This is a genomic window from Pseudomonas sp. TH07, assembly GCF_016651285.1.
Lineage (GTDB): Bacteria > Pseudomonadota > Gammaproteobacteria > Pseudomonadales > Pseudomonadaceae > Aquipseudomonas.
The window spans coordinates 3,266,781-3,291,436 of sequence record NZ_JAEKED010000001.1 but is presented as its reverse complement, the minus strand read 5'-3'; the positions used below and the strand labels follow the sequence as shown (position 1 = coordinate 3,291,436).

The following is a 24,656-nucleotide window of genomic DNA, read 5'->3' as shown; positions in this document are numbered from 1 at the left end:
AGCATCTACAGGCATCCATCACATCGGGTCATTACGGCGCAGCAACTCTTCGGGCAAATGCTCGATGTATTCGTCTTCGGCCGGCGGCATCTGCAGGTGGTAGCCCTGCTTCTCCAGGTTCTCCAGCACTTGGTGGATATCCTCGCGCGACAGCTTGCGCTCGGGGCTCAGCACCAGGTCGAAGGCGTGAAACGGCTTGCCAAAGGCCAGCAGCAGGTTTTCCGGCACGCGCTCCAGAGCATCGCTCTTGAGCACATACAGGTACATCTCGTTCTTGCGCGGGCTGCGGTAGATGGAGCAGATACGTTTCAAGGCTGTTCTCCGGCGGCGGCCAGGCAGTCGAGCAAGGCCTGGCCCATCAATTCGCGGCGCCAGCCACGCAACGAATCGGGCAATTGGTAAGGACCGTTGGGGTAGCCGCTCTTGAGCAGGCTTTCCAGGGTTTTCTTGCGCAGCATCAGTTCCGGCGCGATGTCCAGGCGTTCGCCTTCGGCCTGGCCTAGGGCGCGCATCTGCTTGAGCAGGGCCGAGGCTTCGATCGGCAAAGGCTCCGGCACCGCCGGCGGCCATTGATCGGGCCCGACACTGCCGGCACGCTTGATCAGGTCCAGCAGGAACTCACCGTCCTGACGCACGGTACGCGGGTGCATGTCTTCGATTTTCGCCAGGGCGCCGAGGTTGTCCGGCTGGCTCTTGGCCAGGGGCCAGAGCGAATGCTCGCGTACGATACGGTTGCGCGGCAGGTCACGGGCACGGGCCTCGATCTCGCGCCAGGCGCAGAGTTCGCGCAACACGGCGAGTTGGGCCCGGGACAGTTTCCAGGCCAGTTTGGCGTCGCGGTACACCTCGTACGGGTCCACTTCGCGGCGCAGATTGGCCACCAGCTCGGCGCCGTCTTCGAGCACCCAGCTGTATTTATCGGCCGACAATTTGGGCTGCAGTTGTACATACACTTCGGCCAGGTGCACCGCGTCTTCCGCGGCGTAGCTGATCTGAGTTTCCGACAGCGGGCGTTGCAGCCAGTCGGAACGGGTCTCGCCCTTGGGCAGTTCAATCCCCAGGACCGACTGCACCAGGCGCGAATAGCCCATGGAGAAGCCCAGGTTTAGATAAGCCGCCGCCAGTTGGGTGTCGAACAAAGGTGCCGGCAGGCTGCCAGTCAGGCGCAGCAGGACTTCGAGGTCCTCGCTGCAGGCATGCACCACCTTGACCACGGCCGTGTTCTCCAGCAGCGCCGCGAGGGGCTGCCAGTCGTCGATGGTCAACGGGTCGATCAGGTAAGCGCGCTGGCCGTCGCCAATCTGCAACAGGCCGGCGATGGGGTAGAAGGTGTCGACCCGCATGAATTCGGTGTCGAGGGCGACGAATGGCAGCTGCTGCCACTCGGCGCAAAAGCGGCCGAGGCTATCGTTGTCGCGAATCCAGTGAATATCGATGGCCACACGGCTCTCCCTTGAAGAATGGCGCGCAGTATATATCGCCACCGGCAACTTCTGAGCACTGACTCGACGAGGCACGTGCGAAATTGCCTTACAGAGCCCAAGAATAGTCTGAGATAACCGGCTCACCCCTGCTTGCGCAGCACGTAAATACGTGACGCGGCGCAGCCGGGAATGAAGTCATGGTGGCTCAACACCTCAAAACCGGCCTGCTGGAACTCGGCCTCCAGCTGCACCTTGCCGGCCAGCTGCGGCGCGCCGTCCGGAACCAGACTGCGGGGCTTTTCGAGGAGCCTTTGCAGGGCGGTGCAACGGCTATCGACCCGCGCCGCGACGATCACCGCATCGCGACTGACCCGGTGCAACTCGCGCAACAGCGCCAGGCGGTGTTCGCCACTGACAAGGTGTTGGAACAACTGCAGGCAGCAGATGCAATCCACCGCATTGGCCGACAAGCCGATGTTGAACGCCGAACTCTGGAAGGGCTTGACCCGCTTGAGCACGCTGGCCGGGTGATGGGTCTGGGCGTGGTCGAGCATGTCCTGGGAGTTGTCCGCCGCCAGGATCACCCGGTTGCCATGTTCGGCCAACACCGGCCAGAAACGCCCCGCGCCGCACGCCACGTCCAGGATCAACCCCGGTTCGCCGGCCATTTTCAGGGCCTGGCGCACCAGCTGCTCGCTGCGCCACAGCGCCAGGCGCCGCCCGGTTTTCAGCGGATGCTGTTGCAGGCAGTCGCGCGCGTGCTCCTGGTCGTAACGCCGGGCGAACTCACGTTCCATGGCCGATGGGGGTTGCGCTGACATGACTCGCGAACTCTTGGTGGGTGCGGGTCGTATCAGATTAACCAGGCGTTCGTGAAAAAAAGGTCGAAAGCCGCGTCCGCCCTCAGGCCTCGTTCAAATACCAGCGCCAGTCCTGCTCGCCGACCTCGCCCATGAACTGCCGATACTCCTCGCGTTTCACTGCCAGGTAGACCCCGAGGAACTCACTGCCAAAGGCATCCCGGGCCCAGGCCGAAGCCTCGAGGGCGCGCAAAGTGGTCAGCCAGTCGGTGGGCAGCAAATGCGTGGCCTGGGCATATCCGTTGCCCTCGACCGGCGCGCCGGGGTCGCTCTGCTCGCGGATGCCGCGGTGAATGCCCGCCAGGATGGCGGCGGCCGCCAGATAGGGGTTGGCGTCGGCGCCGCAGATACGGTGCTCGATGTGTCGGGAGAACGCCGGCCCGCCCGGCACCCGCAGGCTTACGGTGCGGTTGTCGACGCCCCAGGTGGCGGCCAGCGGCGCATAGCTGTTGCTCTGGAAACGCCGGTAGGAGTTGGCGTTCGGGCAAAACAGCAACAGCGAGTCGAGCAAGGTGTCGAGCATGCCGCCCACCGCGTGGCGCAGCAGCGGCGTGCCATCAGCCGCCTCGCTGGCGAACAGGTTGTTGCCGTGCCGGTCGGCAATGCTCACGTGCATGTGCATCCCGGTGCCGGCCAGGTCGGCGAACGGTTTGGCCATGAAGCACGCGCGCATCCCGTGCTTGTGGGCCACGCCCTTGACCAGGCGCTTGTAGCGCACTGCCTCGTCCATCGCCTGCAAGGCATCGGCGCGGTGTTCGAGGGTGATCTCCACCTGCCCCGGCGCGTACTCGGAAATCGCCGTGCGCGCCGGAATGCCCTGCAGCTTGCAGGCGCTGTAGAGGTCGGCGAGGAACGGCTCGATCTGCTCCAGCTCGCGCAGGCCATAGACCTGGGTCGCTCGCGGCCGGCCGCCATCGGCATCCCGTGCCGGTTGCGGCCGGCCGTTGCTGTCACGTTGCTGATCCAGCAGGTAGAACTCCAGTTCGGCCGCCATCACCGGGTAATAGCCGTCGGCCTTGAGGCCATCGATGACCTTGACCAGCAACTGCCGCGGGTCGGCCACGGTGGCCGGCAAGCCTTGCTCCGGGTGCATGCTGACCTGCACCGCGGCGGTCGGAATCTGCCGCCAGGGCATGGGCTGCAAACTGCCGCTCAGGGGGTAGGCGCGGCAATCGATATCCCCCACGTCCCAGACCAGGCCGGAGTTTTCCACGTCGTCGCCGTTGATGGTCAGGCCCAGGATGGTGCTCGGCAGCGGCCGGCCGCTCTGGTACACCGCCAACAGTTCGTCGCGGTGCAGCAACTTGCCACGCGGGACGCCGTTGTTGTCGAGGATGAACAATTCGAACATCTCGATATCCGGGTGCTGCTGAAGAAAATCCTCGGCTTCTTGCAAGGGGGCAAAAGGAGTGTTGGCAGGCATGGTCATTCTCGTATTGGCGTGTCGGACGCGCGCAGGCAGCGTCGTGCAGACAGCGCTCGCCGCAGCGGGCAAACGGCTATCCGTGGGAGGGATCAACAGGCAATACGAGCATCCGGCGGGCGCGCATGGCGGCAATGCCACAGCGCCCAGAAGGCCAGTTCGGAAGGGAGAGCACAGAGTTTTGGCGCAGTGGCGGGCGTGCAGCGAGGACGGGGCTGACGGCAGGGTGCAGGCGCACCAGGCACAACCTCGGGTTTGATCGCAGCGGGCCAAGCGTCCATAGGAAAAACCGCAGACAACAGATGCCGGGCAGACTCACACGCCGCCATAAGCCGTTAAATCCACACTTGAAGAACCTTGGTTGCAAAATGGCTAAACATTGGACCCGCCACCGGCCCTGAGCGGATCGAGACTTGCCCGCGCCGCGCGCTGATGCAAATAATGCCCGCGCCCTCTTCTTCCCCGGCAGCACTCAAGGATCGGACCGCATGTACGCACGTCTTTTACTCTGCTCGTTGCTCACCTTCAGCACCCCGCTCCTGGCCGAGCCCAGCGCCTCGCACCTGGACCAGGTCATCGAACGCGGCCACCTGAACGTTTGCACCACCGGCGACTACAAGCCCTACACCTACCTGCGCGACGATGGCAGCTACGAAGGTATCGACATCGCCATGGCCCAGTCCCTGGGAAAAAGCCTGGGCGTGGAGGTGAAGTGGGTGAAAACCAGTTGGAAAACCCTGATGCCGGACTTCCTGGCCAACAAGTGCGACATCGCGGTCGGCGGTATTTCGGTGTCCCTGGAGCGGCAGAAAAAGGCGTTCTTCAGCGACACCCTCGGGGTCGACGGCAAGATCCCCCTGGTACGCTGCGCCGACGTCGCGCGCTACCAGACGGTGGAACAGATCAACCAGCCTTCGGTGCGCCTGATCGAGCCACCGGGCGGCACCAACGAGATCTTCGCCCGCGCCCATTTGCCCAAGGCTGCGCTGACCCTGTTCCCGGACAACGTGACGATCTTCGAGCAACTGCTGGCGAACAAGGCCGACGTGATGATCACCGACGCCTCGGAGGCGCGCTTCCAGCAAAAGCTCAAGCCGGGCCTGTGTGCGGTCAACCCCGAGCGCTACCTGCAATACAGCGAGAAAGCCTTTCTCCTGCCCCGCGACGATGTGGCCTGGAAAAGCTACGTCGACCAGTGGCTGCACCTGAGCAAGGCCACCGGTTTCTATGACGGCGTGGTCAATCAATGGTTGGCCGCGCCCTGAACCGGAAACACAGCGCATACCTTTAACCCCTGCCGGGTTCATATTTCGACGTTGGGTTCGTGCAGCGGGCTCGACGTCTTATTTAGTTTTTAAATAAGCCGGCCGACTTTCTGATTTGCCCTCTTTTGCCCGGCGCCGCCTAATCAGGCCCTGTTCCCTCAAGGTCTGGTTATGGAAAACGTTCGTGCGACAACCCGCCCCGCCGTCTGGCTGATGCTCAGTGTGGTTCTGGTGGCCCTTAATCTGCGGCCGTCGATGGCGGCCGTCGGCCCGTTGCTGTCGGCAATACGCGGCGATATTGCGTTGAGTTTCACCGCCGCTTCGCTGCTGACCATGCTCCCGGTCATGGCCATGGGCCTGGCGATGTTCTTCGGCATGCGCATCAGCCAGCGCCTGGGCGACCAGCGCACCGTGGTCATTTCACTGCTGATCATTGGCCTGGCCACGGTGTCGCGGCTGTTCCTCGATTCCGCCGCCGAGCTGATTCTGAGCGCGGTGCTGGCCGGGGTCGGCATTGCCCTGATCCAGTCGTTGATGCCGGCACTGATCAAGTCACGCTTTACCCACAATGTCTCGCTGTTCATGGGCCTGTACGTCACCTCGATCATGGGCGGCGCCGCCATCGCCGCCTCATTCGGCCCCCTGGTGATGAGCCGCAGCGGCAGTTGGCGCCTGGGCCTGGCGATCTGGGCCGGACTGGCGGTGCTGGCCCTGCTGTTCTGGTACGCCCAGCGCTCCGCCATGCCCCGGTTGCCGGCAGCGGCGGCGGGCAATGAGTCGTTCTTCGGCAATCGCCGGGCCTGGTTGCTGGCGATTTTCTTCGGCCTCGGCACAGCGTCCTACACCTGCGTGCTGGCCTGGCTGGCGCCCTATTACGTGGAGCAGGGCTGGAGCGAACAGAACGCCGGTCTGCTGCTGGGCTTTCTCACGGCCATGGAAGTGGTGTCCGGGCTGATCACCCCGGCCATTGCCAACCGCAGCCAGGACCGGCGCCTGGTGCTCAGCGTGTTGTTGCTGCTGATCATCGCCGGCTTCTGCGGCCTGATCCTCAGCCCGCAACACCTGAGCCTGTTGTGGCCTTGCCTGCTGGGCCTGGGCATTGGCGGGCTGTTTCCGATGAGCCTGATCGTGTCCCTCGACCACCTGGAAAACCCGCGCCGCGCCGGGGGCCTGACCGCTTTCGTCCAGGGCATCGGTTACCTGATCGCCGGCCTCTCGCCGCTGCTGGCGGGGATGATCCGCGATCAGTTGGGGAGCTTCGAATGGGCCTGGTGGTCGCTGACCGCGGTCATGGCGCTGATGCTGCTGATGGTGCTGCGCTTCGACCCGCGGCATTACGCCCGGCACATTCACTGACCGACAGGACGCCCCCATGCAACCCACAAGCTTCACCAGCGCCCATATCGGCATGCTGCTCTGGGCCGTGCTGATCGCCGCCTCGTTCTTCGCCGCTGCCCAGGTCGGCCAGGGCATCGACCCGGTGCTGCTGACCGGTCTGCGCCTGCTGTTTTCGGCGTTGATGTTTTTGCCCTTGCTGCTGCTCAAGGGCTCGACACCCATGACCCGCGGTGGGCTGCGTGACCATGGCGTACTGGGGTTGCTGCTGGCGCTGTACTTTGGCTCGCTGTTCGAAGCCCTGCGCTACACCTCGGCGGTCAACACCGGGACCCTGTTCACCCTGGTGCCGCTACTGACCCTGCTGTTCGAGGGGTTCCTGCTGCCGGGCAACAGCCTCAGGCAGCGGGTGCTGCCGACACTGATCGCAGCGGCCGGGGCCGTGCTGCTGATCGTCAAGGGCAGCGGGCCCGACGCCATGCCTTCGCTGTACGCGATGACGGTTTATGGCCTTGGCTGCCTGGCCATGGCGCTGTACTCGCCCCTGAGCCAACGCTTCAAGGCCGGCCACCTCAAAGGCCGCAGCCCAGCGGCCATGACCTTCTGGAACATGCTGTTCGGGGCGCTGTTTCTGCTGGTCTTCTGCCTGTTCAGCGGTGGCTGGCGCAGCGCCGGGCAACTGACGGCCAACGACCTGCTGTGGCTGATCTACCTGGCCCTGTTTGCCACCCTCGCCACCTTCTGGCTGCTGCACCGGGCCATCGACGTGATCGCCCCGGCCACGGTGATTTCCTACATCTACCTCAGCACCTTGTTCCTGACCCTGTTCCACTGGGTCTGGCTCGGCCAGCCACCTTTGCCGACCGAGCTGCTCGGTGCCCTGCTGGTGGCGGGGGGCATGCTCGCCCTGATCCTGCTCAGCCGCCGCAGCACGCCCGCCCTGGGCTGAAGCGGCCGTGCACGACTTGCGCAACCCTGCGCAGGTCGTGTTCACGGAAGGTTTTGTCTCTCTGCTGTCCGCCTGCCCCAAAGCAGGCATTTAATCAGCTCCATCGCTGCGTTAGCATCAGACGCCCTTGCGTTCACCCGGCGCCAAGCTCAACGAGATGGATCTGATGCTCAACAGCAACTTGCTTAGAAAGCTCGATATGCAGGACCTCATGGTGTTTATCGCCGTGTACGAGCAGAGCAGCGTCACCGGGGTCTCGGAAAGCCTGTGCGTCAGCCAGTCAACCGTCAGCTATTGCCTGAAAAAACTGCGCAACGCCTTTGAGGACGAACTGTTCATCAACACCCGCACCGGCATGCGTCCCACCTACAAAGCCAGCACCATGTACAGCCATGTGCTGAAGATCCTCGAAAGCATCAACCTCTGCCATTCCGGGGCCCAGGCCTTCGACCCGATCCGCCAGGCCGTGACCTTCAACATCTGCGCGCCGGAATATTTCGAGCTGCTGATTCTGCCGCGCCTGCTCAAGCAGTTCGATTTCGCCGACCTGCCGGTGACGGTAAATGTGCACAAGCTGGAAACCGACATCCCCGCCGAGGAGCTGCGCAGCGGCCAGCTGGACCTGGTGATCTGCTTCGGACCCAACTTCCACCGCACCCACGCCGACTTCAAATCGCAGATGCTGCTGGAGGACGAACTGGTGTGCGTGTTCGACAAACGCGCCAGCGCGCCCCAGCACCCGCGCTTCAGCCTGCAGGCGTTTGTCGAGCGCCGTCATGTGTTCCCCACGCCCTGGACGTCGGACAGCAACATGGTCGACGGCTGGCTGGCGAGCCAGGCCCAAAAACGGCAGATCGTCGCCCGGGCCAACAGCTACGGCGCCGCACTGAAGCTGATTACCGGCACCGACTTCATCCTGACCCTGCCGCGCCGCATCCAGACACTGCTGGCCAGCGATACCCTGTTCAGCCACTGCTCGCCCCCCAGCGGCCTGCCGGGGTTCACTCTGGATATGCAATGGAGCCCGATCACCGACCAGGACCGGGCCAACACCTGGTTTCGCGAACAGGTGGTGAAGGTGTGTGCCGAGCAGGGGTTGCTCTAGTCCCGGCCCGCTCAGTGGCCAATAGCGGCGTTGAACGGTGGGTTCGGGCACGCCGGTTGTGGCCACGGCGTACCCGAAGTTACAAGCCCGCTACCAGCGGGTTCTCCTCATCAGTAACTGATTACACCTTCGTTGATGCCGGCCAGCGGCAGCTGGGCCAACTCGCTCGAAACCTTGTTATCGGTCAGAGAACCGCGGTTGATACCGGCCAGGCTGCCGTAGTTCTGGCCAATGTTCGCGTAGACGATAACGCGGCCCAAGGCTGAAGACTGAGCAATATGGCCCAGGTTCAAGCCGGCCAGACCACCCAGAGAGGCAAACCTACCGCCACGGACCTGGCCACTGCTCAGGGCGTTGATGATCCGGCCCTCGTTCTGTCCGACCAGGCCGCCGACAACGCTATTGTCGCCAGCCAGGACATCACCGCTGGCCATGACGTTCTGAGTAATACCACCGAAGTTATGGCCGATGAGCCCACCAATACGCGCTCCCCGACGACCTGTCACGCCGCCTGATGCCTCGGCCTGCTGGATATCGCTCTCTATGTTTTTGCCAATCAGGCCACCGATATTCGAATCGTTTTGCCCCACAACCGAACCGCTGGCCTTGACCATGAATAACACGCTGTTCTGATTCAAACCGACCAAGCCCCCGACCGTTGCTGAGCCGTAACCCACTACCACGCCGCGAGCCTCAGAATCCCTGATAACGCCGGAATGATTGGAGCCGACCAGACCTCCTGCTATGCCGTTGACATAGCCGATTACCGCCGCTGATGAACGAGAGCGCTCAATACGGCCCCCCTGGTTGACACCCACCAACCCACCAACGCTAAGGCCGCTGTAACTGTCACGACTGGCATCTTGGCCAACCCTGCCAAAGCTGGATGAATCGACAATACTTCCGCCCTTGTTGACGCCAACCAGCCCGCCCATACCGCCCGCCGCTCCCATGGTAAAAACACCTATGGGCGTGCGGACATCGACATTGGCCCAACTGTTGGTCACGGAGCCGGTAGCGACGAGGCTATGGGTGTTCTCCCCTACCAGACCGCCCGCTGCGACGGTGAATTGGTTGCCAGTCACCAACCCCGCCATGGACGAATGATCGATGGTGCCGCCGGAATTGATCCCTACCAGCCCGCCGACAATATTTTTCTGGTGGCTGTTGGCGTCCACCGTAAAGTCGCTGGCACTGACGTTGGCGATACTGCCACTGTTAAGCCCGACCAGACCGCCAATAACACTGACAGAAGCACCGGGGACATACATTGCACCGTTGATACGCATCGAGGCGAGCTGGAGGTTGCTGATACTGCCGCTCGACCTGGCGAACAGGCCCCCGTAGGTGCCGTTAGTATCGACGGCAAAGCCGCTGATGGTGTTGCCCAGCCCCTCGAAGACCCCGCTGAATGCCTGCCTTCCATCACCAATGGACTGGAGGTTGCCGTTGCCGTGGATGGCCTGCCCCAGGACATAACGCCCCTGCAGGTTGTTATCGATCGCTTGCAGTTGCGCGGCGTTCTGAATGACGGTGTACTCGGCACCGTTGGCGGCAAACATGGCACCTTTGCCAGCGAGGGTCACCCGACCGTTCGTACCCGAGACAAAGTTGCCAGCGTAATTGAGCACAAGACTGCTGAAGATCCCGGAAAGCTGCACATGACTGTTGAGCTTGATGCTGCCCTTGGCATCGAGCAGGACCTGAGTACCGTCCCCTTGGCCATTCAGGTTTTTATCAAGGTGAATGTCCTTGGCCGACGAAAGGATCAGTCGTTTGCCGCTGTCCCAGACAATAGCGTCGTTTACCACCACGTCGCCCTTGCTACTGGCCAGTTCGATCTCGGTCGTCGCCAGGTTGCGCGACAGCGTATCGACATGAATGGTATTGCTCCCAGCGGTGGAGACTGGATCAACCTTGACCTCGGCAGAGCTGATTTTCCAGGTGCCGGTCTGGCCGTAACCTGCCGTGGTGTTGACCCGAGTGTCTCGTTCCACCTGAGTGATAGCGCCCTTGGTCTCGATCACGCCACCATCGCCCATCCCTATCGCCGCGCTGGCGTTCAATGAACCGCCAACCTTGACCACGCCTACGTCGCCACCGTCCAGGGTGATTTTACCGGCCCTATTCGACAAGGTCAGGGCTTCGATGGCGCCCGTGTTATTGACCACGGTATTGAGCATCGCACCAGCACTTTTGGCCGTCATCAGCACCTGCCCGCCGTCGGCCTTGAGCAGCCCGCCATTGCTCACCAGCGCATCGATCGCAGCGGCATCGACTTTCAGGTCCAACAGGTTGTTGCTGTCAAAGCTGACGGTGAATCCGTCCCCCGCACCCAAGGCTACGCGCCCATTTTGCGCGGTGATGGTGCCCTGGTTGTCAACGGTTCTGCCGATCAGGGCCACGCTACCGCCATCAGCCGCGGTGATGGAGCCTTCGTTGACGACCTTGCCCGTCGAAGTACCTGCAAACGTGTAGTTGCCAGCCGTGAAATCGGCGTTTTTCATGTCCTGGGTCGAGGCCACCAGGCCACCGACATTGACTTGGGCACTCTTGCTGAACACCACACCGTTAGGGTTGATCAGGAACACCTGGCCGTTGGCATTGATCCGGCCCTGGATGTTACTGCCGTTAGCGCCAATCACCCGGTTCAACGCGATGGAGGTCGACTGCGGCTGGTTGAAGGTCACCGTCTGGCCGCCCTCCACACTGAAATCGTTCCAGTTGAGGATCAGCTTGTCAGTGTGCTGATTAATAGACATCTGCTGCTGCTCGTCGTACCTCAGGATATCCGCGGTTCCAGATACCACCGTCTCTCCGCTCGGCAAGGCGAACGCGGAGGGCAACCCGCCGATTGTCAGAACACTGGCCACTGCCACGAGCAGGCCTTTGCCACTGCCTGCCCGCCGACGACGTGCGCCTTCGGGGGTCACGCTCCAGCAGCCCTGGGCCTGATTCCACACCCATGCATAAATCTTGTTCATAACCACTCCTTTGATTAAAAAAACGCCCTGAGCGGCACTTCCTCTGAGGCCCGGAGGCTTTCAAAAAAGCTGTACAGGCGCACGCAGCAGGCAAAACACAGCCCCGACTGCACACCGCTCAGTGAGTACACAAAAGTAAAAGTGAACTGCGCTGTCCTCTGTGAGATGGCACGCGTTCTGCGCCAACGCATCGGGTGGCAGCGCGATGGCCAGTTGCTTGCGGCCATCAGGGAAGAGGAGAAACAAGGCACGAGATAAAAAGCATCCGCTAGCAACCGTGACTCGATACGCCCAGCACCTGCCAGGCGTACCAAGGGGCTGCAATTGCCCTGCTTTAACGGGAGCTAGCCATCACTCAAGAATGTCACCCTGGTTGATACCAACCGGTGGCACCGAGGCCGCCAAGCCCAATGCGGTGTTATGGGCCAGGCTGCCGTAGTTGACGCCAACCAGGCCGCCGTAGGCCTGGTAGTTACGCGGAACGACGTTGATCTTGCCGTTGGCTACGGACTCCCGAACAGAGCCCAAATTCAAGCCAGCCAAGCCCCCCATGCGCGCATAACTGCCGCCACTCACTTGGCCCGTGGCCAAGGAGTTGCTGATCCACGCATTGTTCTGCCCGACCAGGCCGCCTACAGAACTCTGGTTACCGCCAGCAACATCACCGTGGGCCGATGCAGAAAAAATGGTCGAGGATTTGTTGCTATTGGTACCCGCCAAACCGCCAGCAGCGCTACTGTTACCAGCATTGACCTTACCGTGGGCTTCAACCGATAACAGGTCGCCCTCGTTGTAACCCACCAGCCCACCCACACTGCTTAGAGCTCCGCCATCTACCTTGCCCCAAGCCGCAGCCTCCGAGGTTGTGCCCCAAATGTTGTGCCCGATGAGCCCACCGATATTGGCGCTGTTACCGCCCACAACCGCACCGGTGGCTTCAGCGAATTGGATAGCGCCGCGAATGCTCTTGCCTACCAGGCCACCGACATTGGCGCCGGAGGAATCAACCACCTTGCCGGAAGCCTTGACGTTGACCAGAGTGCCGTAGCTGTTTATGCCCACCAGGCCACCTGCAGCCATACTTCCAAAGCCGCTGACCGTACCCGAGGCGCTGGACTCAGTGATGTAGCCCTCATTGAGGCCCACCAGGCCACCAATAACACTGGCGACATAACCCACTACGTTGACCGAGGAGTGAGATTTCCTAATTTCGCCACCCTGGTTGTACCCCACCAACCCGCCGAAGTTCGGGTCTTTCTTGTACGTGGTGAAACCGGTCCCGACCGTTCCAGCACTTGACGAGTCGGTAATCAGACCGTTCTTGTTGAGACCTACCAGCCCCCCCATACCGCCAATGGGACTGATCTGCATGGTCCCAAGAACCTGTACGTTGGTGTGGCTATTGGAGATTCTGCCCCTGCCGAACGGATTGGGACTGTTGCTGTTTTCTCCCACCAAGCCACCGACGGCGAGAGTCAAGCCATTACCGCTGACAATACCAGCCACCGATGAACGATCGATGGAGCCGCCGGAGTTGACGCCCACCAGCCCACCCAAATTGTTGTAATTATTGCTGTTGGCGTAGACCCGCTGATTAGTGGCATTAACGTTGCTGATCATCCCGTGGTTCATGCCCACCAGCCCGCCGACATAGCTGAAGCCGGCATTGGAGGTCGTGCCGTAGATGGTCATCCCCGCCAGATTGAGGTTGCTGATGCTGCCGGACGATCGGGCGAACAGACCACCGTAAGGGCCATCGGTATTGACAGTGAAACCGCTGATGGTGTTGCCCAGGCCATCGAACGTTCCGCTGAACTCAGCGCTGCCACCAATGGTCTTGATGCTGCCACTGCCTTTGATGTCGTTGCCCAGTACATAACGGCCACCAAGGCTGCTACCGATCCCCTGCAACTGAGTGGCGTTCTGAATCACACTGTACAGCTGACCCTGCGAGTCGAACGCCGCGCCGCTGCCGGACAGCGTGACCTTGCCACCCTTGCCCTGGATATAGGCGCCGCCGTAATCCAGGCCGAGGCTGCTGTTGGTCCCGGAGAGTTCCAGCGTGCTGTTGAGCGCGATGTCTTGTCCGGCATTGAGCTGGATACGGGTTGCGCCGCCGCTGCCCTTGAGACTGTTGTTGATCTGGATATTCTTATCGGCCGCAATGCTCAAATGATTGCCGCTGGCCCAGGAAACTGCGCCGTCCACCGTGACGTCTCCCCGGCTGCTCAACTCGATATTGGTGGTGGCCAAGTTATGCGCCAGGGTATCGCCATAAACGGTGTTGTTACGTGGAGCGGAGACTGGATTGACCTTGACTTCGGAGGAGCTGATTTTCCAGGTTCCGGTCTTGCCATTGCCCGCCTGGGTATTGACCCGAGCGGCCAGTTGCACCTGGGTGACGGCGCCCTTGGTTTCGACCACGCCACCGTCGCCTATCTCTGTCAGGGCGCTGGCGTTCAATGAGCCGCCGACCACCACCACACCTACGTCGCCACCGTCCAGGGTGATTTTTCCGGCCTTCTTCGACAAGGTCAGGGCCTCGATGGCGCCCGTGTTGTTGACCACTGTATTAAGCATCGCGCCAGCACTTTTGGCGGTCATCAGTACTTGCCCGCCATCGGCCTTGAGCAGCCCGCCATTGCTCACCAGCGCATCGATCGCAGCGGCATCGACTTTCAGGTCCAACAGGTTGTTGCTGTCGAAGCTGACGGTGAATCCGTCGCCCGCACCCAAGGCTATGCGCCCATTTTTCGCCTTGATGGTGCCTTGGTTGTTAACGACTCTGCCGATCAGGGCCACACTCCCGCCATCAGCCGCGGTGATGGATCCATCGTTGATCATCCTGCCCGTCGAAGTGCCTGCAAACTTGTAGTTGCCAGCCATGAAATCGGCGTTTTTCATGTCCTGCGTCGAGGCCACCAGGCCACCGACATTGACCTGAGCATTGTTGCTGAACATCACACCGTTAGGGTTGATCAGGAACACCTGGCCGTTGGCGTTGATCCGGCCCTGGATATTACTGCCGTTAGCGCCTATGACCCGATTCAACGCGATGGAGGTCGACTTCGGCTGGTTGAAGGTCAGCGTCTGGCCGCCGCCCACATTAAAATCGTTCCAGTTGAGGATCAGCTTGTCAGAGTGCTGATTGATAGACATCTGCTGCTGATTGTCGTACGTCAGAATATTCGCGGTTCCAGATACCACCGTCTCTCCGCTCGGCAAAGCGAACGCTGATGGCAGCCCGCCGATTGTCAGAACACTGGCCACCGCCACGAGCAGGCCTTTGCCACTGCCTGCCCGCCGACGGCGACGTGCGCCTTCGGGGGTCACGTTCCAGCAGCCCAGGGCCTGATTCCACACCAATGCATACACTCTATTCACGTTAACTCCTGTCTTTTCTAATTAACGTCCTGCAGTCCTGCAAGACGGCACCGCCTCCAAAGCGCACACAGGGCTTCAGAAATACTGAGTCGCGACGGCCCAGATCCGAGGCGTACGCTCGGGGCCACTGCCTTCACTGTTGTTATCCAGCGTCCAGGAGCTGGTCACGCTGATCTGCTGCGAGGGCCCGATCCAACTGGCGCCCAGGCCCGCGCCCGAGAGCTGGCGACGGTTGTCTTCACGGGTCCAGGGGTGTTTGTTGACCTCCACCGCGCCGTGGTCGACAAACGCCTTGAGCTGCCAGCGGGGGGCCAGGGCGTAACGCAGCTCCAGGCTCGCCTGCCAGCCCTGGTCACCGCTGCCAGTTCCTTGGGGATAGGCGCGCACATCGAATGGACCGCCAATGCCGAATTTTTCCGAGCTGTCCAGGTTGGACGACGCCCACTGCGCATTGAGCTGGGTATAGAGCTGAAAGCGCGGGCTCAGGTACTGCATCCGCGCGGTGTTGAGATTGATCTTCTGGAAACCGCCGGCCGTACCAGCAGTGAGGCGATCACGCCACTGGTCTTGTGGTCCGTCGAGGCTCAAACGGCCACTGCCATAAGTGAGGTAGAAAATGTTCTGCCCGCCCCCAAGCCATCCGTCCTGATGGTTGCCATTGAGGCTTAGGCTCCAGAGTTCGACATGCTTGCTGCTGCTGGCCTCAAACAGGTCGATGTCGTCCCGCAGCCGCTTGTCTTCGTACTGCAACTGCGCGCTGAGGTCGAAGGAACGACTGCGGACCAGGGGCTGAGTGACAAAGAGGCTGCCGATACTCGCTTGACCATGGGCCTCCAGCACCTCGAAGTCCTTGCTCAACTGATAGCTCATGCGTGAGTAAGCCATGCCCAGGCCCGTCGACCAGGGACCTACCGGAAGTTTGTAGGCGGCGCGGTAGTAGCGCTGATCCTCGTCACTGCCGAGCACTCGCAGGTTGAGCTGGTCACCCAGGCGCAAGGGGTTGTTGAGGTTGAAGCTGCCCCCGAGTCGATACTCGCCCGTGTAGAAACCGCCGTAGTTATCCGCCTCCAGGGTACCGCTGGCCCATGGGCCGGGCTGGGCATCGATCAGCAGGTCGGTGGTTCCGCGGTGCGCACCGGCGCTCAAGGTGCCTTTGACCCGCACGCCGGGAAGGTCACTCAGCAGCAGCAGGCTGCGCTCAAGATCGTCGCTGTAGACCGCGGCATCGCTTTTGAGCGACGACAATGGACCGCGAATCACCGAGTCCAGCGCTCGGGACTGGTTGTGCAGTTCAATACGGCCGTAACGGCCCTCCAGGACCTCGATGCGTACGACACCGTCTTCGATCTCCTGGGCCGGCAGGAAGGCCCGGGCCAGCATGTACCCCTGCCCCTGGTAATAGAGGGTTAAACGCTCGGCAGCCGCACGCAACTGGTTCAGGTCCAGCTCCTGCCCTTTCAAGTCCGCCAGCAGGGGTTGCAGCACCTCGCTGCTGAACTGCTGATTACCGACAATGACAAAATCGTTGACCTGCAAACGAAACCCGGAGGTATCTGGGGCCGTCGCGCTCGGTTGATCGACCGTTGGCAGGTCCAACTCAGGTTCCGTGGTTTGTGGCAACGACGGCTGCGTCGCTTCGATATCACGCATCACTTGCCCCGCGTTGGGTACATACACCGCCCCCGATGCGGCCCACGGCAACACCAGCAGCAGACCCAAACTGCCTCGGGACCAGCATTGCCTGGGCCCTTCGACACGCCCGCCCCATTGACCAGTAAATGGCTTGTCCCTGCCAGCCTCAGTCTTGCAACCGAACGCTTCCACTCGTCCTCTCCCCACTGTTTATCGCAATTTGGTAGTGACCTGCCGACTGATCTGAGCCATCCGTTGCTTTACAGGCAGGACCTAACCAGCCCAGCTTGATGCGCGCGATAAGCCGACCGCAGCGGGATGTCCGACGGCGCTGAACGCTCGACATGACCAGATCCCAACACGTTCAAGATTCAACTGAACAAACACAAAAAGTTAAATAAAAAACCCACTAGAACCGCATAAACCAAAGCAGCTTCAGTTCACAAAAAATGTTGTACCGCAGACTTAAAAACCTCTTTCCCGAACCATTAGCTTTTATCAACCTCGACGAAAATGTTACGGACAGACGGCATAACAACGCCCGAACCCACCATGAACTTACGGTCATCCAGATCAAATCTTCTTGTTTGAAAAAATCAATAAAATACCTAAATCGTTACACCTTCCACAGAGCCGAACGTTTTCCATCCTGACCAAACGCCAGCTTCAACTTTTCATATACCAAGCGCTTTACTGATGACAACGAGAAATATGCCATCTTCCGTTTACTAGATAAAAGAGAGCCATGCAGCCCGAGTAGTCCCAGAAGTCACCACAAAGACTTAAAAGGCCTATCCCCCTATGATTTAATTTTCAACATCAAACAACATAAGCCCAACCCACAAGACCTGTAGCTTGAATAGCGTAGCGAACCCAACACCCCGAAAAAGCATGAGCACCTGCCGACCCATAGAGCCTATAAAGCTACTGTTTTTTAATTGACCCATTGGCCTCAAAAAACTCAAAACTTACCACGAGCCCTATTAAAACAACTTAAAAACAGCTTCTTCCATAAGGATCGTCTTAAACTGAAAAAAACAAAAACCGGACAATGCTTCGAACGATCATCACCGCCACGAAATATGACGACACCTTCTGACAACACGTCGCACGTCCTAGCTTATTTACTCACCGATAACCGACTGAACAACAAATAAAAATTCATCCACAATGGTTAGGATTAGCTCCGCGATGGCAGGTACTTCAGGGTTGGCAACTGCCAAAACATTTATGGCCGCTAGGTAGTACTGGGAAATACGCTCTTACTCTTCATGAAAAAGAGCTCACTTTCGCCACCACATTAATCACCATCGAGTGCAACCTGCGGTTCCGTTATGCGATATGAAACGCAAACCCGAGTTCGGGGCGTTCAGACGAGTTGACTGCCCCAAACACATGCCGGGCAACATCATCACTTATCGTACAGAGCGCCGAGACCGAGTAAAAACCACCCTACCGATGGTAAAACTCCATGATGATCCCGCCTCTGAACCTCCCTGCTACTGGTCGATCAGTGCGCCAGATCAAGTTGACGTCGAGCTTTTGACTGCGCGAGATCTCGCTGCTCGCTTCGAACATCGTGGCTTCTTGGTTAAAGGGGATGACGGTCTTGTTTCTGAGCAACTGAATGCCCACCGAGTCGAAGGGCTTATTATCAGCCCCATAGGGAATCAGCAAATTCTCGCCAGCATTTACGGCACTTAAGGGAGCAGCCTTCATAAAGGCGTTTATGCTAAACACCGTTTTATCACCACGGCACAATCCTGAAGTATCTTTATTGGCAAAAAGAGTCACTTCACGAGTACTGGCCACATTACCAACGGCGGCGCTTCCGGATGACATAGTACCAAAATCAATATTCCGGGTAGAAAACCCTACCGTGATCGGACACTTTATATATTTTATTAGATGAAGATCTGCAAGGGTAAGCCCCCACATTTTAGCGGGGTCATCCGTGCCTGCATCCATGCCGCTCAACTGAAGTACTTTGTGGCTATTCACCCCTGTAACGACGTCGTCCTGATTATCTCCGGGCGGCGTTTTTTTGACGATGAACAAACTGTAATTGAAGGGAACAAGCACATTAGGACAGTTTTCGGTACAGCTGGGCAAGATGGCCTTCAATTCTATATTACAAGAAGATTGACACGTATAATCCTTCCCATTGTAGGTAACACCCAAATCAAGATTGAGACCGAGAGGCTCGACGTTTTTGTTAGGATTGAGTATGTACGCCAGCGTATGCGATTGGCCATTAGGGGTGTTTTTGCATAAAAACACCCCCCTTGTTGTGGGCGAGCGCCAGAGCACGGTCCCCTGCGTCGCTTCATTGGGTATATTTATAGTGCCGGGAACGCTCATACGCTCTTGATAATTCCCTGACAAGCTGCAGGTAAATTTGACAACAGGCGATGCCTGGCTATTCCCTACCAATCCAAATAGCAACAAAAAACTTAATACACTCTGAAGGTTCCTCATAAAAAATACTCAGACTCAAGCGAAAAGGACGTGACACGCTAATCCTTCCGTGGCCACCTTGATATAAGCCAAGTCTCAACTTCAAAGCCCCTGAAACAGATAGAAAAAATACCAACACAATATCCCCGAGGCATTAAGCCACACTACTTTTTCTATCTATTTCCAGACGTTTTTTAACCCGACGCCATTCAGGGCTGGGCCTTGGAAAATGTGCTATTGACCCATACCGAACGGTTTTCCAGAGGCGCCGCTCGACGACTCGATACAGTTAGCCGACGATGAAAAAAAGCACCCGGTGCCCGTGCTTCCGGTTCAGCCCGTCCTTGTTCTGGAATCAACACCAGCCAACGCCGGAATATTTCTGCGCACGCTCAACGCGCCGCCTCAATGCTCCGTGGCCGCCCTGTCATCGCGCAATGCCCGGCTCTCCCAGGCCGCCACCAGCACCATTACCGCCGTGGTCAGCGAGCCCAGGACCAGGGCCGAAAACAGATGATTGAGGGCCGGCGGCAGCAACCCCAACAACAGCACCAGCCCCACCAGGTGCGACAGTGGCGGCAGCACCCGGTCGGCCATGACCCACTTGAACAGCGCGCAACCGAGCAGGAACAACCAGGGCCCGCCGATGATGGCGACGATCCCGGCATCGCTGGCGTGGTCCGGGTGCACCAGCACCAGTTCATCGGCCACCGCGCTGACAATAATCCCGGCGACAATCAGCACGTGCAGGTAGGTGTAGGCGATGCGCGCCTGGCGCCCGGGGTCGTCGGAGTGGGCGATCCGATGGTGGGCGCGCTCGGCGCCGCTGTCGAAATACACCCACCACATGGCGATGCTGCCCAGCACCGCCACCACGAAGGCCAGCAGCCCTTGAACGCTCCAGGCCAGTTCGGCGAAAGTCGCGCCGGTCACCAGCAATGACTCGCCCAAGGCAATGATCACAAACAACCCGCAACGCTCGGCCATGTGATTGCCTTCGACGTTCCAGTCCTTGAGGGTCGAGCGGCCCAAGCCCGGGACCCAGAAATACAACGAGGGCGAGACCAGTTCGATCAGCAGCGCCAGCGCCCACAGCAACAGGCGCTGATTACCCTGGAGCAGCGCCCCGCCGATCCAGAACAGCGCTGACAACAGCATCCAGGCCAGGATCCGCTGGAAGTTGCGGGTCATGTTCAGCGCCTCGCCGCGTACCGCCCAGATGGCAAACGCGGTACGCCCGACCTGCATGAACACATAGGCGCCGGCAAACAGCAGCCCGCGTTCGCCAAAGGCCTGGGGGATCGAAGACGACAGCAGCAGGCCGGCGACCATCAGGCCGAACAGGCCGAGGCGGATCGGCAGTTGCTCCGGGTCGAGCCAGTTGGTGACCCAGGAGGTGAAAATCCACACCCACCACACCGCCACCATCAACAACGCCACCTGCACCGCACCGCCAACGCTCAGGTGCGCCAGCAGCGAATGGGAGAGTTGGGTCACGGCAAAGACGAACACCAGGTCGAAGAACAACTCGACCATGCCGACCTTGCCGCTGTCGAGACTGCCACGGCCACGCAACAGCGAACGGGGTTTGCTCATGGGGTTCTCCGCCAGAAATGTGCACCGGTCCTGCATCACAGCAAAGCAGCCGCGCCACGGGCCAGCAAGCCCGCGGCTGAATCAGTGCGCCAGCAGGCCGCGCTCACTCATGAAGGCTTCCAGGCGCGAGCGCAGCCAGCGCTCGGCCGGGTCGGTGTCGACATGGCTGAGCCAGACCATGGACAGGTCCAGGGTCGGGGTCTTGAACGGGAACGGCTCATTGAACAGGTGCCCGGAGGCGGCCATGGCGGCGGCGGTGTAGTCCGGCAGGCTGGCCAGCAGGTCGGTCCCGGCCAGCAGTGCCGGCAGCGAACTGTATTGCGGCACCGACAGCACCACATGCCGCTTGCGGCCAATCTCCGCCAGCCACTCATCGGCGTAGCCGCTGACATTGGCCGTGTGCGACACCAGCACATGGGGCCGCGCGCAGTATTCATCGAGGGTCAGCGGGGTGCTGCTGGCATCGGCGCGCAACACGCTGGGCTGGATATGCCGTAACAGCTTGCGCTTGGCATTGGCCGGTAAGCCGCGGGTCTGGCTGATGCCTACGGTGATATCGCCGGAAGCCAGGAGGTCGGGGATGCGCCAGTAATCCACGTGCTGCACCACAAACACCACCAGCGGCGCTTCCTGGCGCAAGGCCCGCAGCAGCGGCGGCAACAAGCCGAACTCGACGTCATCGGACAGGCCGATGCGAAAGGTCATGGTGCTGCTGGCAGGGTCGAAATCACGGGTCAGGCTCAGGGCCGACGACAAGGCGTCCAGCGCTGGCGACAAATGGGCAATCAGCTCTTCGGCGCGGGCCGTGGGCTCCATACGATGGCCAACGCGAATAAACAACGGGTCATTGAACATGGCCCGCAGGCGGTTGAGCGCCGAACTGATGGTCGGCTGGCCAAGAAACAGCTTTTCCGCCACCCGCGTGACATTGCGCTCCAGCATCAGGGTCTCGAACACCACCATCAGGTTGATGTCCGCCTTACGCAGCTCATTGCGATTCATCAGCGCTCCCCCAGCCCCAAAAAACACAGGGGCCAGTGTAGGGAGGTCGCGGGATCGGCGTCTACGCACAGTTGCGCGTGGCTATTGCCCCTCGGGGGGATGGGGCTTGAGGCCTTTTTTCTTGAAAAACTCGATCAACCCCGGGTTGCCGATTTCAAGTGCCATGTCCAGCAGGTTGCTGCGCTGCTCCGGGGTGCAGGAGTAGCGACGGGTGGTGGAGGTGTCGCAGTAGGTCTCATCCAGGCGCATGCCGCGCTCGATAAAGATGGGCAAGATATCCCCGGCCGCATCGGGGCGTTCCGGCCGGTACTGGACGCCAACGAACAGCCGGTCCAGCACGTACTCCATCAACTCGCTGCCATGCTCGGGCAGCGGCAGGTGCCGGGCAATGGCCTGCCGGGCGGCGGGATGATCGGTATCCAGCGCCGCACGAAATGCATCCAGATCGGGATGGTCGGTGTTGTTGTAGTAGGAAACATCAGCACCGGCGGCCACCAGCAGATCGATGGTCTGCGTATCTGCCCCTTCCGTTATCGCGTAGATCAGCGGGCGCATGGAGCCGTCGTTTCGATATTCGTCGGCCGGTGCGCCCTCATCCAGCAGCCACTTGATGGTCGCCGGCGGGTTATGGGCCTTGATCGCCTCATTCAGCAGCGACGTGCGGAACCCCTCAAGCCCCGGCATATGGGCCAGATGCTTGCGCAAGGCTTGCATGGCCGGCAGCGCGGCCTTGCCCTGGAGCGCCACATGAAAGGCCGTGGTGTCGTCATCGGTGTCGTACACCAGCGGCAAGGCCTCGCCGAACCTGGCCAGCACCTGCTCCACATCCGTCGGGGTCGCGTGCTCCCAGAACCGCTCATTGAGCAGAATCAGCGGGTTATTGAAGTCCGAGCTGCTGGTGTAGATGCAAGGGTTGAGAGTCATGTCGGTCGCACCGGGAATATAGGTGCGTCTGCTCTCGGGCCCGGCATCCGGGCTCAGGCTGCGACTGATCGCGGCAATCACCCCGCGCGTGTCGTGGGACGCGTCCAGCTCCCAGCCCTGCTCTTCCTGCGACCGGTCCAGGCGCAGCTTCACCGGCAAGACCTTGCTGGCCGGCCCCTGCCAGACACTGGAGAGCGCGGCAAAATACGGCTGCGCCAGCCCCACCGGATCCTGCTGGCCACCGCCAGTCGCAGACCAGGCCGGGATCTGCGGCACCTGGCAGGCGAGGTGCACCTCGACCTTGGGCGAATCGCCCGCCGAGCACGCCGCCATGACCTGACTGTCAGTGACCTTGCATTGAACCTGTCGAATCGCCCGGACCTGTGCTTGCGCCAGGGCCTGCAACTGCTTTTCCTGATCGGCAGAAAGCGTGGGGCTGCGGCTGATGGCGCTGCGGGTAAAGTCCCCGAGGTTTTCCAGCGCGGCCCGCAACGCGGCACGTTCGGCCAGGGCCTGCATATTGGCCCGCACCTTTGCCGCATCGGCGTAATGCTGGACCGAACTCAAGCGGGCGAAGCTCGCCGGGTCGTCATTGATAAAGGCCTCGACATACAGCTGCGCCAACACGTCGGGCGATGGCCCGTCGCTGCTCGCTTCAGCGGCCTGGGCCGGCCACTGCGCCTGGGTCAACAGCAAAACGCAGAGCCACCATCGCCTGCCAGGAAAGTGCCGAAACAATGGCACACCGCACCGACCAAAGAGCGGGATGACGCGACTGAAGCGGGAGCGATAAGCGTGACAGAACATCCATTTTTCCTATGAGCTTAAGGGCGCGGGCAAACGCGGTGGCGCGCGGCGCGCGATAAATCGTCAGGCATGCAGGCGCGCAGTGTGACGATCTACCGGCTCAAGAAAAAGTGTTTTCAGCCACTCAAGGTTTGCCCGTTACCGCTCACGCATCAGGGCGTAGCGGTTGCCGAGGGGCGGCTGCCAGTGCGGGGCGGGCACTCTCCTGGCCTTGCCGCAAACGCAAGGCCGCCAGCGCCGCCACCACCAGCACCAGCGCGATGACCTTCAGGCCATTCATGGCATTGCCCGTGCTCATCTCGATAGCGCCCATCACCGTCGGCCCGACAAAGCCACCCAGCAGGCCACAGGCGCTCACAAACCCCAGGCCACCGGCCAATGCCGGGCCCTTGAGCCGCGAAGCCGGGTACAGAAAGATGATCGCCTGCACCACAAAAAACATCAGTGCCGCCAGGCAGAACCCCACCACGCTGAACACCGGCCCCGCAACCGAGGCAATGCCCAGCCCCAAGGCCATGACCAGTAGCCCGCCGACCAGCAGGTGCCGCGCCCGGCGCGGGCTGTTGGCCAAGCGCGGTAAAAACACGGCACCGATGGCGGCCGCGATCCAGGGCAGGGAGGTCAGCAGACCAACGCTCATGGTGCTCAGGTCGCCGTACCGGCTGATGATGCTCGGCAGGAAAAAGATCACCGTATACACCGTGATCTGATGGCAAAAGTAGACAAAGATCGCCAACAGAATCTGCGGTGTCAGGCAGTGGCGCAACGAATGCCCGCCCTGCCCTGCGCCCTCATCGGCCTCACGGGCCAAGCGCTGTTCGATGGACTGGGCTTCCTCGGCCGTCAGCCACGGCGCGCGACTGGGGCGATCAGGCAATTGACGCCAGACCACCCAGGCGAAAAACACCGCAGGCAGCCCTTCGAGCAGGAACATCCACTGCCAGCCGTGCCAGCCGAGCATCCCGTCCATACGCATCAGCGCCGCGCCCAATGGCCCGCCGATGATGTTGGCCAGGCACACCCCGAGCAAAAAATAACCGGTGGCCCGCGCGCGCTGCTCACGGTCGAACCAATAGGTCAGGTACAGCATCACGCCCGGAAACAACCCGGCTTCGGCAATCCCCAGCAACAGGCGCAGCACGTAAAACGAAGTTTCGCCCTGGACAAAGGCCATGGCCGCCGAAATCAGACCCCAGGAGACCATGATCCGGGCGATCCAGAACCGCGCGCCAACCTTGTGCATGATCAGGTTGCTGGGCACCTCCGACAGCGCGTACGTCAGGAAAAACAAGCCGGCACCCAGGCCATAGGCCGCCGCTGAAATGCCCAAGTCGACATCCAACTGATGCTTGGCCAGGGCAATGTTGGTCCGATCGAGAAAGCTCAACACATAGGCCGCGATCAGCAGCGGCATCAGTTTGAGGAACATCAGTGTGTTCAGCGTCGCTTGATCGCGGGCAACGCCGAGGGGCGAGGTGTTCATGGGTTTATCCCTTTCTTGTTGTTGTG

Annotated in this window: 16 protein-coding genes; 4 read left to right on the top strand and 12 right to left on the bottom strand. The window is 60.6% G+C overall.

Annotated elements, in window-relative coordinates; genetic code table 11:
• Positions 1–18: 18 nt before the first annotated feature.
• The 4 genes from JFU57_RS15330 to JFU57_RS15315 all read right to left on the bottom strand — a co-directional run bounded on the left by JFU57_RS15330 (position 19) and on the right by JFU57_RS15315 (position 3,707).
• On the bottom strand, positions 19–312 hold the full coding sequence (locus tag JFU57_RS15330; protein WP_078473215.1) for a YcgL domain-containing protein: 294 nt from the start codon (positions 310–312) through the stop codon (positions 19–21).
• Positions 309–1,442 (bottom strand): ribonuclease D, encoded by a 1,134-nt coding sequence (gene rnd, locus JFU57_RS15325; protein ID WP_078473214.1) that lies wholly within the window; start codon positions 1,440–1,442, stop codon positions 309–311. The genes JFU57_RS15330 and rnd overlap by 4 nt, the downstream gene beginning before the upstream one ends.
• Positions 1,443–1,564: 122 nt before the next feature.
• Complete coding sequence (locus JFU57_RS15320) at positions 1,565–2,245, bottom strand: class I SAM-dependent methyltransferase (RefSeq protein ID WP_201129916.1); 681 nt, start codon at positions 2,243–2,245, stop codon at positions 1,565–1,567.
• Between the two features lie 82 nt (positions 2,246–2,327).
• The gene (locus JFU57_RS15315) at positions 2,328–3,707 is read right to left on the bottom strand and encodes a glutamine synthetase family protein (RefSeq protein WP_421547798.1); all 1,380 of its coding nucleotides are present in this window, start codon (positions 3,705–3,707) and stop codon (positions 2,328–2,330) included.
• Between the two features lie 488 nt (positions 3,708–4,195).
• Here JFU57_RS15315 and JFU57_RS15310 point away from each other — a divergent pair, with 488 nt between their 5' ends.
• From JFU57_RS15310 to JFU57_RS15295, 4 genes are all read left to right on the top strand, one after another.
• A complete protein-coding gene (locus tag JFU57_RS15310; RefSeq protein ID WP_201129914.1) occupies positions 4,196–4,972 on the top strand; it encodes a transporter substrate-binding domain-containing protein in 777 nt (258 codons plus the stop codon).
• A gap of 171 nt (positions 4,973–5,143) precedes the next feature.
• A complete protein-coding gene (locus JFU57_RS15305) occupies positions 5,144–6,328 on the top strand; it encodes a cyanate transporter (RefSeq protein ID WP_078473209.1) in 1,185 nt (394 codons plus the stop codon).
• A 16-nt stretch (positions 6,329–6,344) separates the two neighbouring features.
• Positions 6,345–7,256: a DMT family transporter gene (locus JFU57_RS15300; RefSeq protein WP_201129913.1), complete on the top strand. Its 912-nt coding sequence runs from the start codon at positions 6,345–6,347 to the stop codon at positions 7,254–7,256.
• A gap of 166 nt (positions 7,257–7,422) precedes the next feature.
• Positions 7,423–8,361: a LysR family transcriptional regulator gene (locus JFU57_RS15295; protein ID WP_201132125.1), complete on the top strand. Its 939-nt coding sequence runs from the start codon at positions 7,423–7,425 to the stop codon at positions 8,359–8,361.
• A gap of 110 nt (positions 8,362–8,471) precedes the next feature.
• On the opposite strand, the gene JFU57_RS15290 is transcribed toward JFU57_RS15295, so the two are convergent.
• The 8 genes from JFU57_RS15290 to JFU57_RS15255 all read right to left on the bottom strand — a co-directional run bounded on the left by JFU57_RS15290 (position 8,472) and on the right by JFU57_RS15255 (position 24,630).
• Entirely contained in the window at positions 8,472–11,345 is a 2,874-nt protein-coding gene (locus JFU57_RS15290; protein WP_201129912.1) for a two-partner secretion domain-containing protein, read from the bottom strand.
• Positions 11,346–11,696: 351 nt separating this feature from the next.
• Entirely contained in the window at positions 11,697–14,729 is a 3,033-nt protein-coding gene (locus JFU57_RS15285) for a two-partner secretion domain-containing protein (RefSeq protein ID WP_201129911.1), read from the bottom strand.
• 75 nt (positions 14,730–14,804) lie between these two features.
• Positions 14,805–16,448 carry a ShlB/FhaC/HecB family hemolysin secretion/activation protein gene (locus JFU57_RS15280; RefSeq protein ID WP_207202196.1) on the bottom strand — a complete coding sequence of 548 codons (1,644 nt, stop codon included), beginning with the start codon at positions 16,446–16,448 and terminating at the stop codon, positions 14,805–14,807.
• A 1,365-nt stretch (positions 16,449–17,813) separates the two neighbouring features.
• Positions 17,814–18,722, bottom strand: coding sequence for a hypothetical protein (locus JFU57_RS33260; RefSeq protein WP_242487385.1), 909 nt, complete (start codon positions 18,720–18,722; stop codon positions 17,814–17,816).
• 501 nt (positions 18,723–19,223) lie between these two features.
• Complete coding sequence (locus JFU57_RS15270; RefSeq protein ID WP_078473204.1) at positions 19,224–20,414, bottom strand: low temperature requirement protein A; 1,191 nt, start codon at positions 20,412–20,414, stop codon at positions 19,224–19,226.
• An 81-nt stretch (positions 20,415–20,495) separates the two neighbouring features.
• Complete coding sequence (locus JFU57_RS15265) at positions 20,496–21,416, bottom strand: LysR substrate-binding domain-containing protein (RefSeq protein ID WP_078473203.1); 921 nt, start codon at positions 21,414–21,416, stop codon at positions 20,496–20,498.
• Positions 21,417–21,497: 81 nt separating this feature from the next.
• A complete protein-coding gene (locus tag JFU57_RS15260; RefSeq protein WP_201129910.1) occupies positions 21,498–23,036 on the bottom strand; it encodes a hypothetical protein in 1,539 nt (512 codons plus the stop codon).
• Between the two features lie 256 nt (positions 23,037–23,292).
• Positions 23,293–24,630: an MFS transporter gene (locus JFU57_RS15255; protein ID WP_201129909.1), complete on the bottom strand. Its 1,338-nt coding sequence runs from the start codon at positions 24,628–24,630 to the stop codon at positions 23,293–23,295.
• Positions 24,631–24,656: the final 26 nt, after the last annotated feature.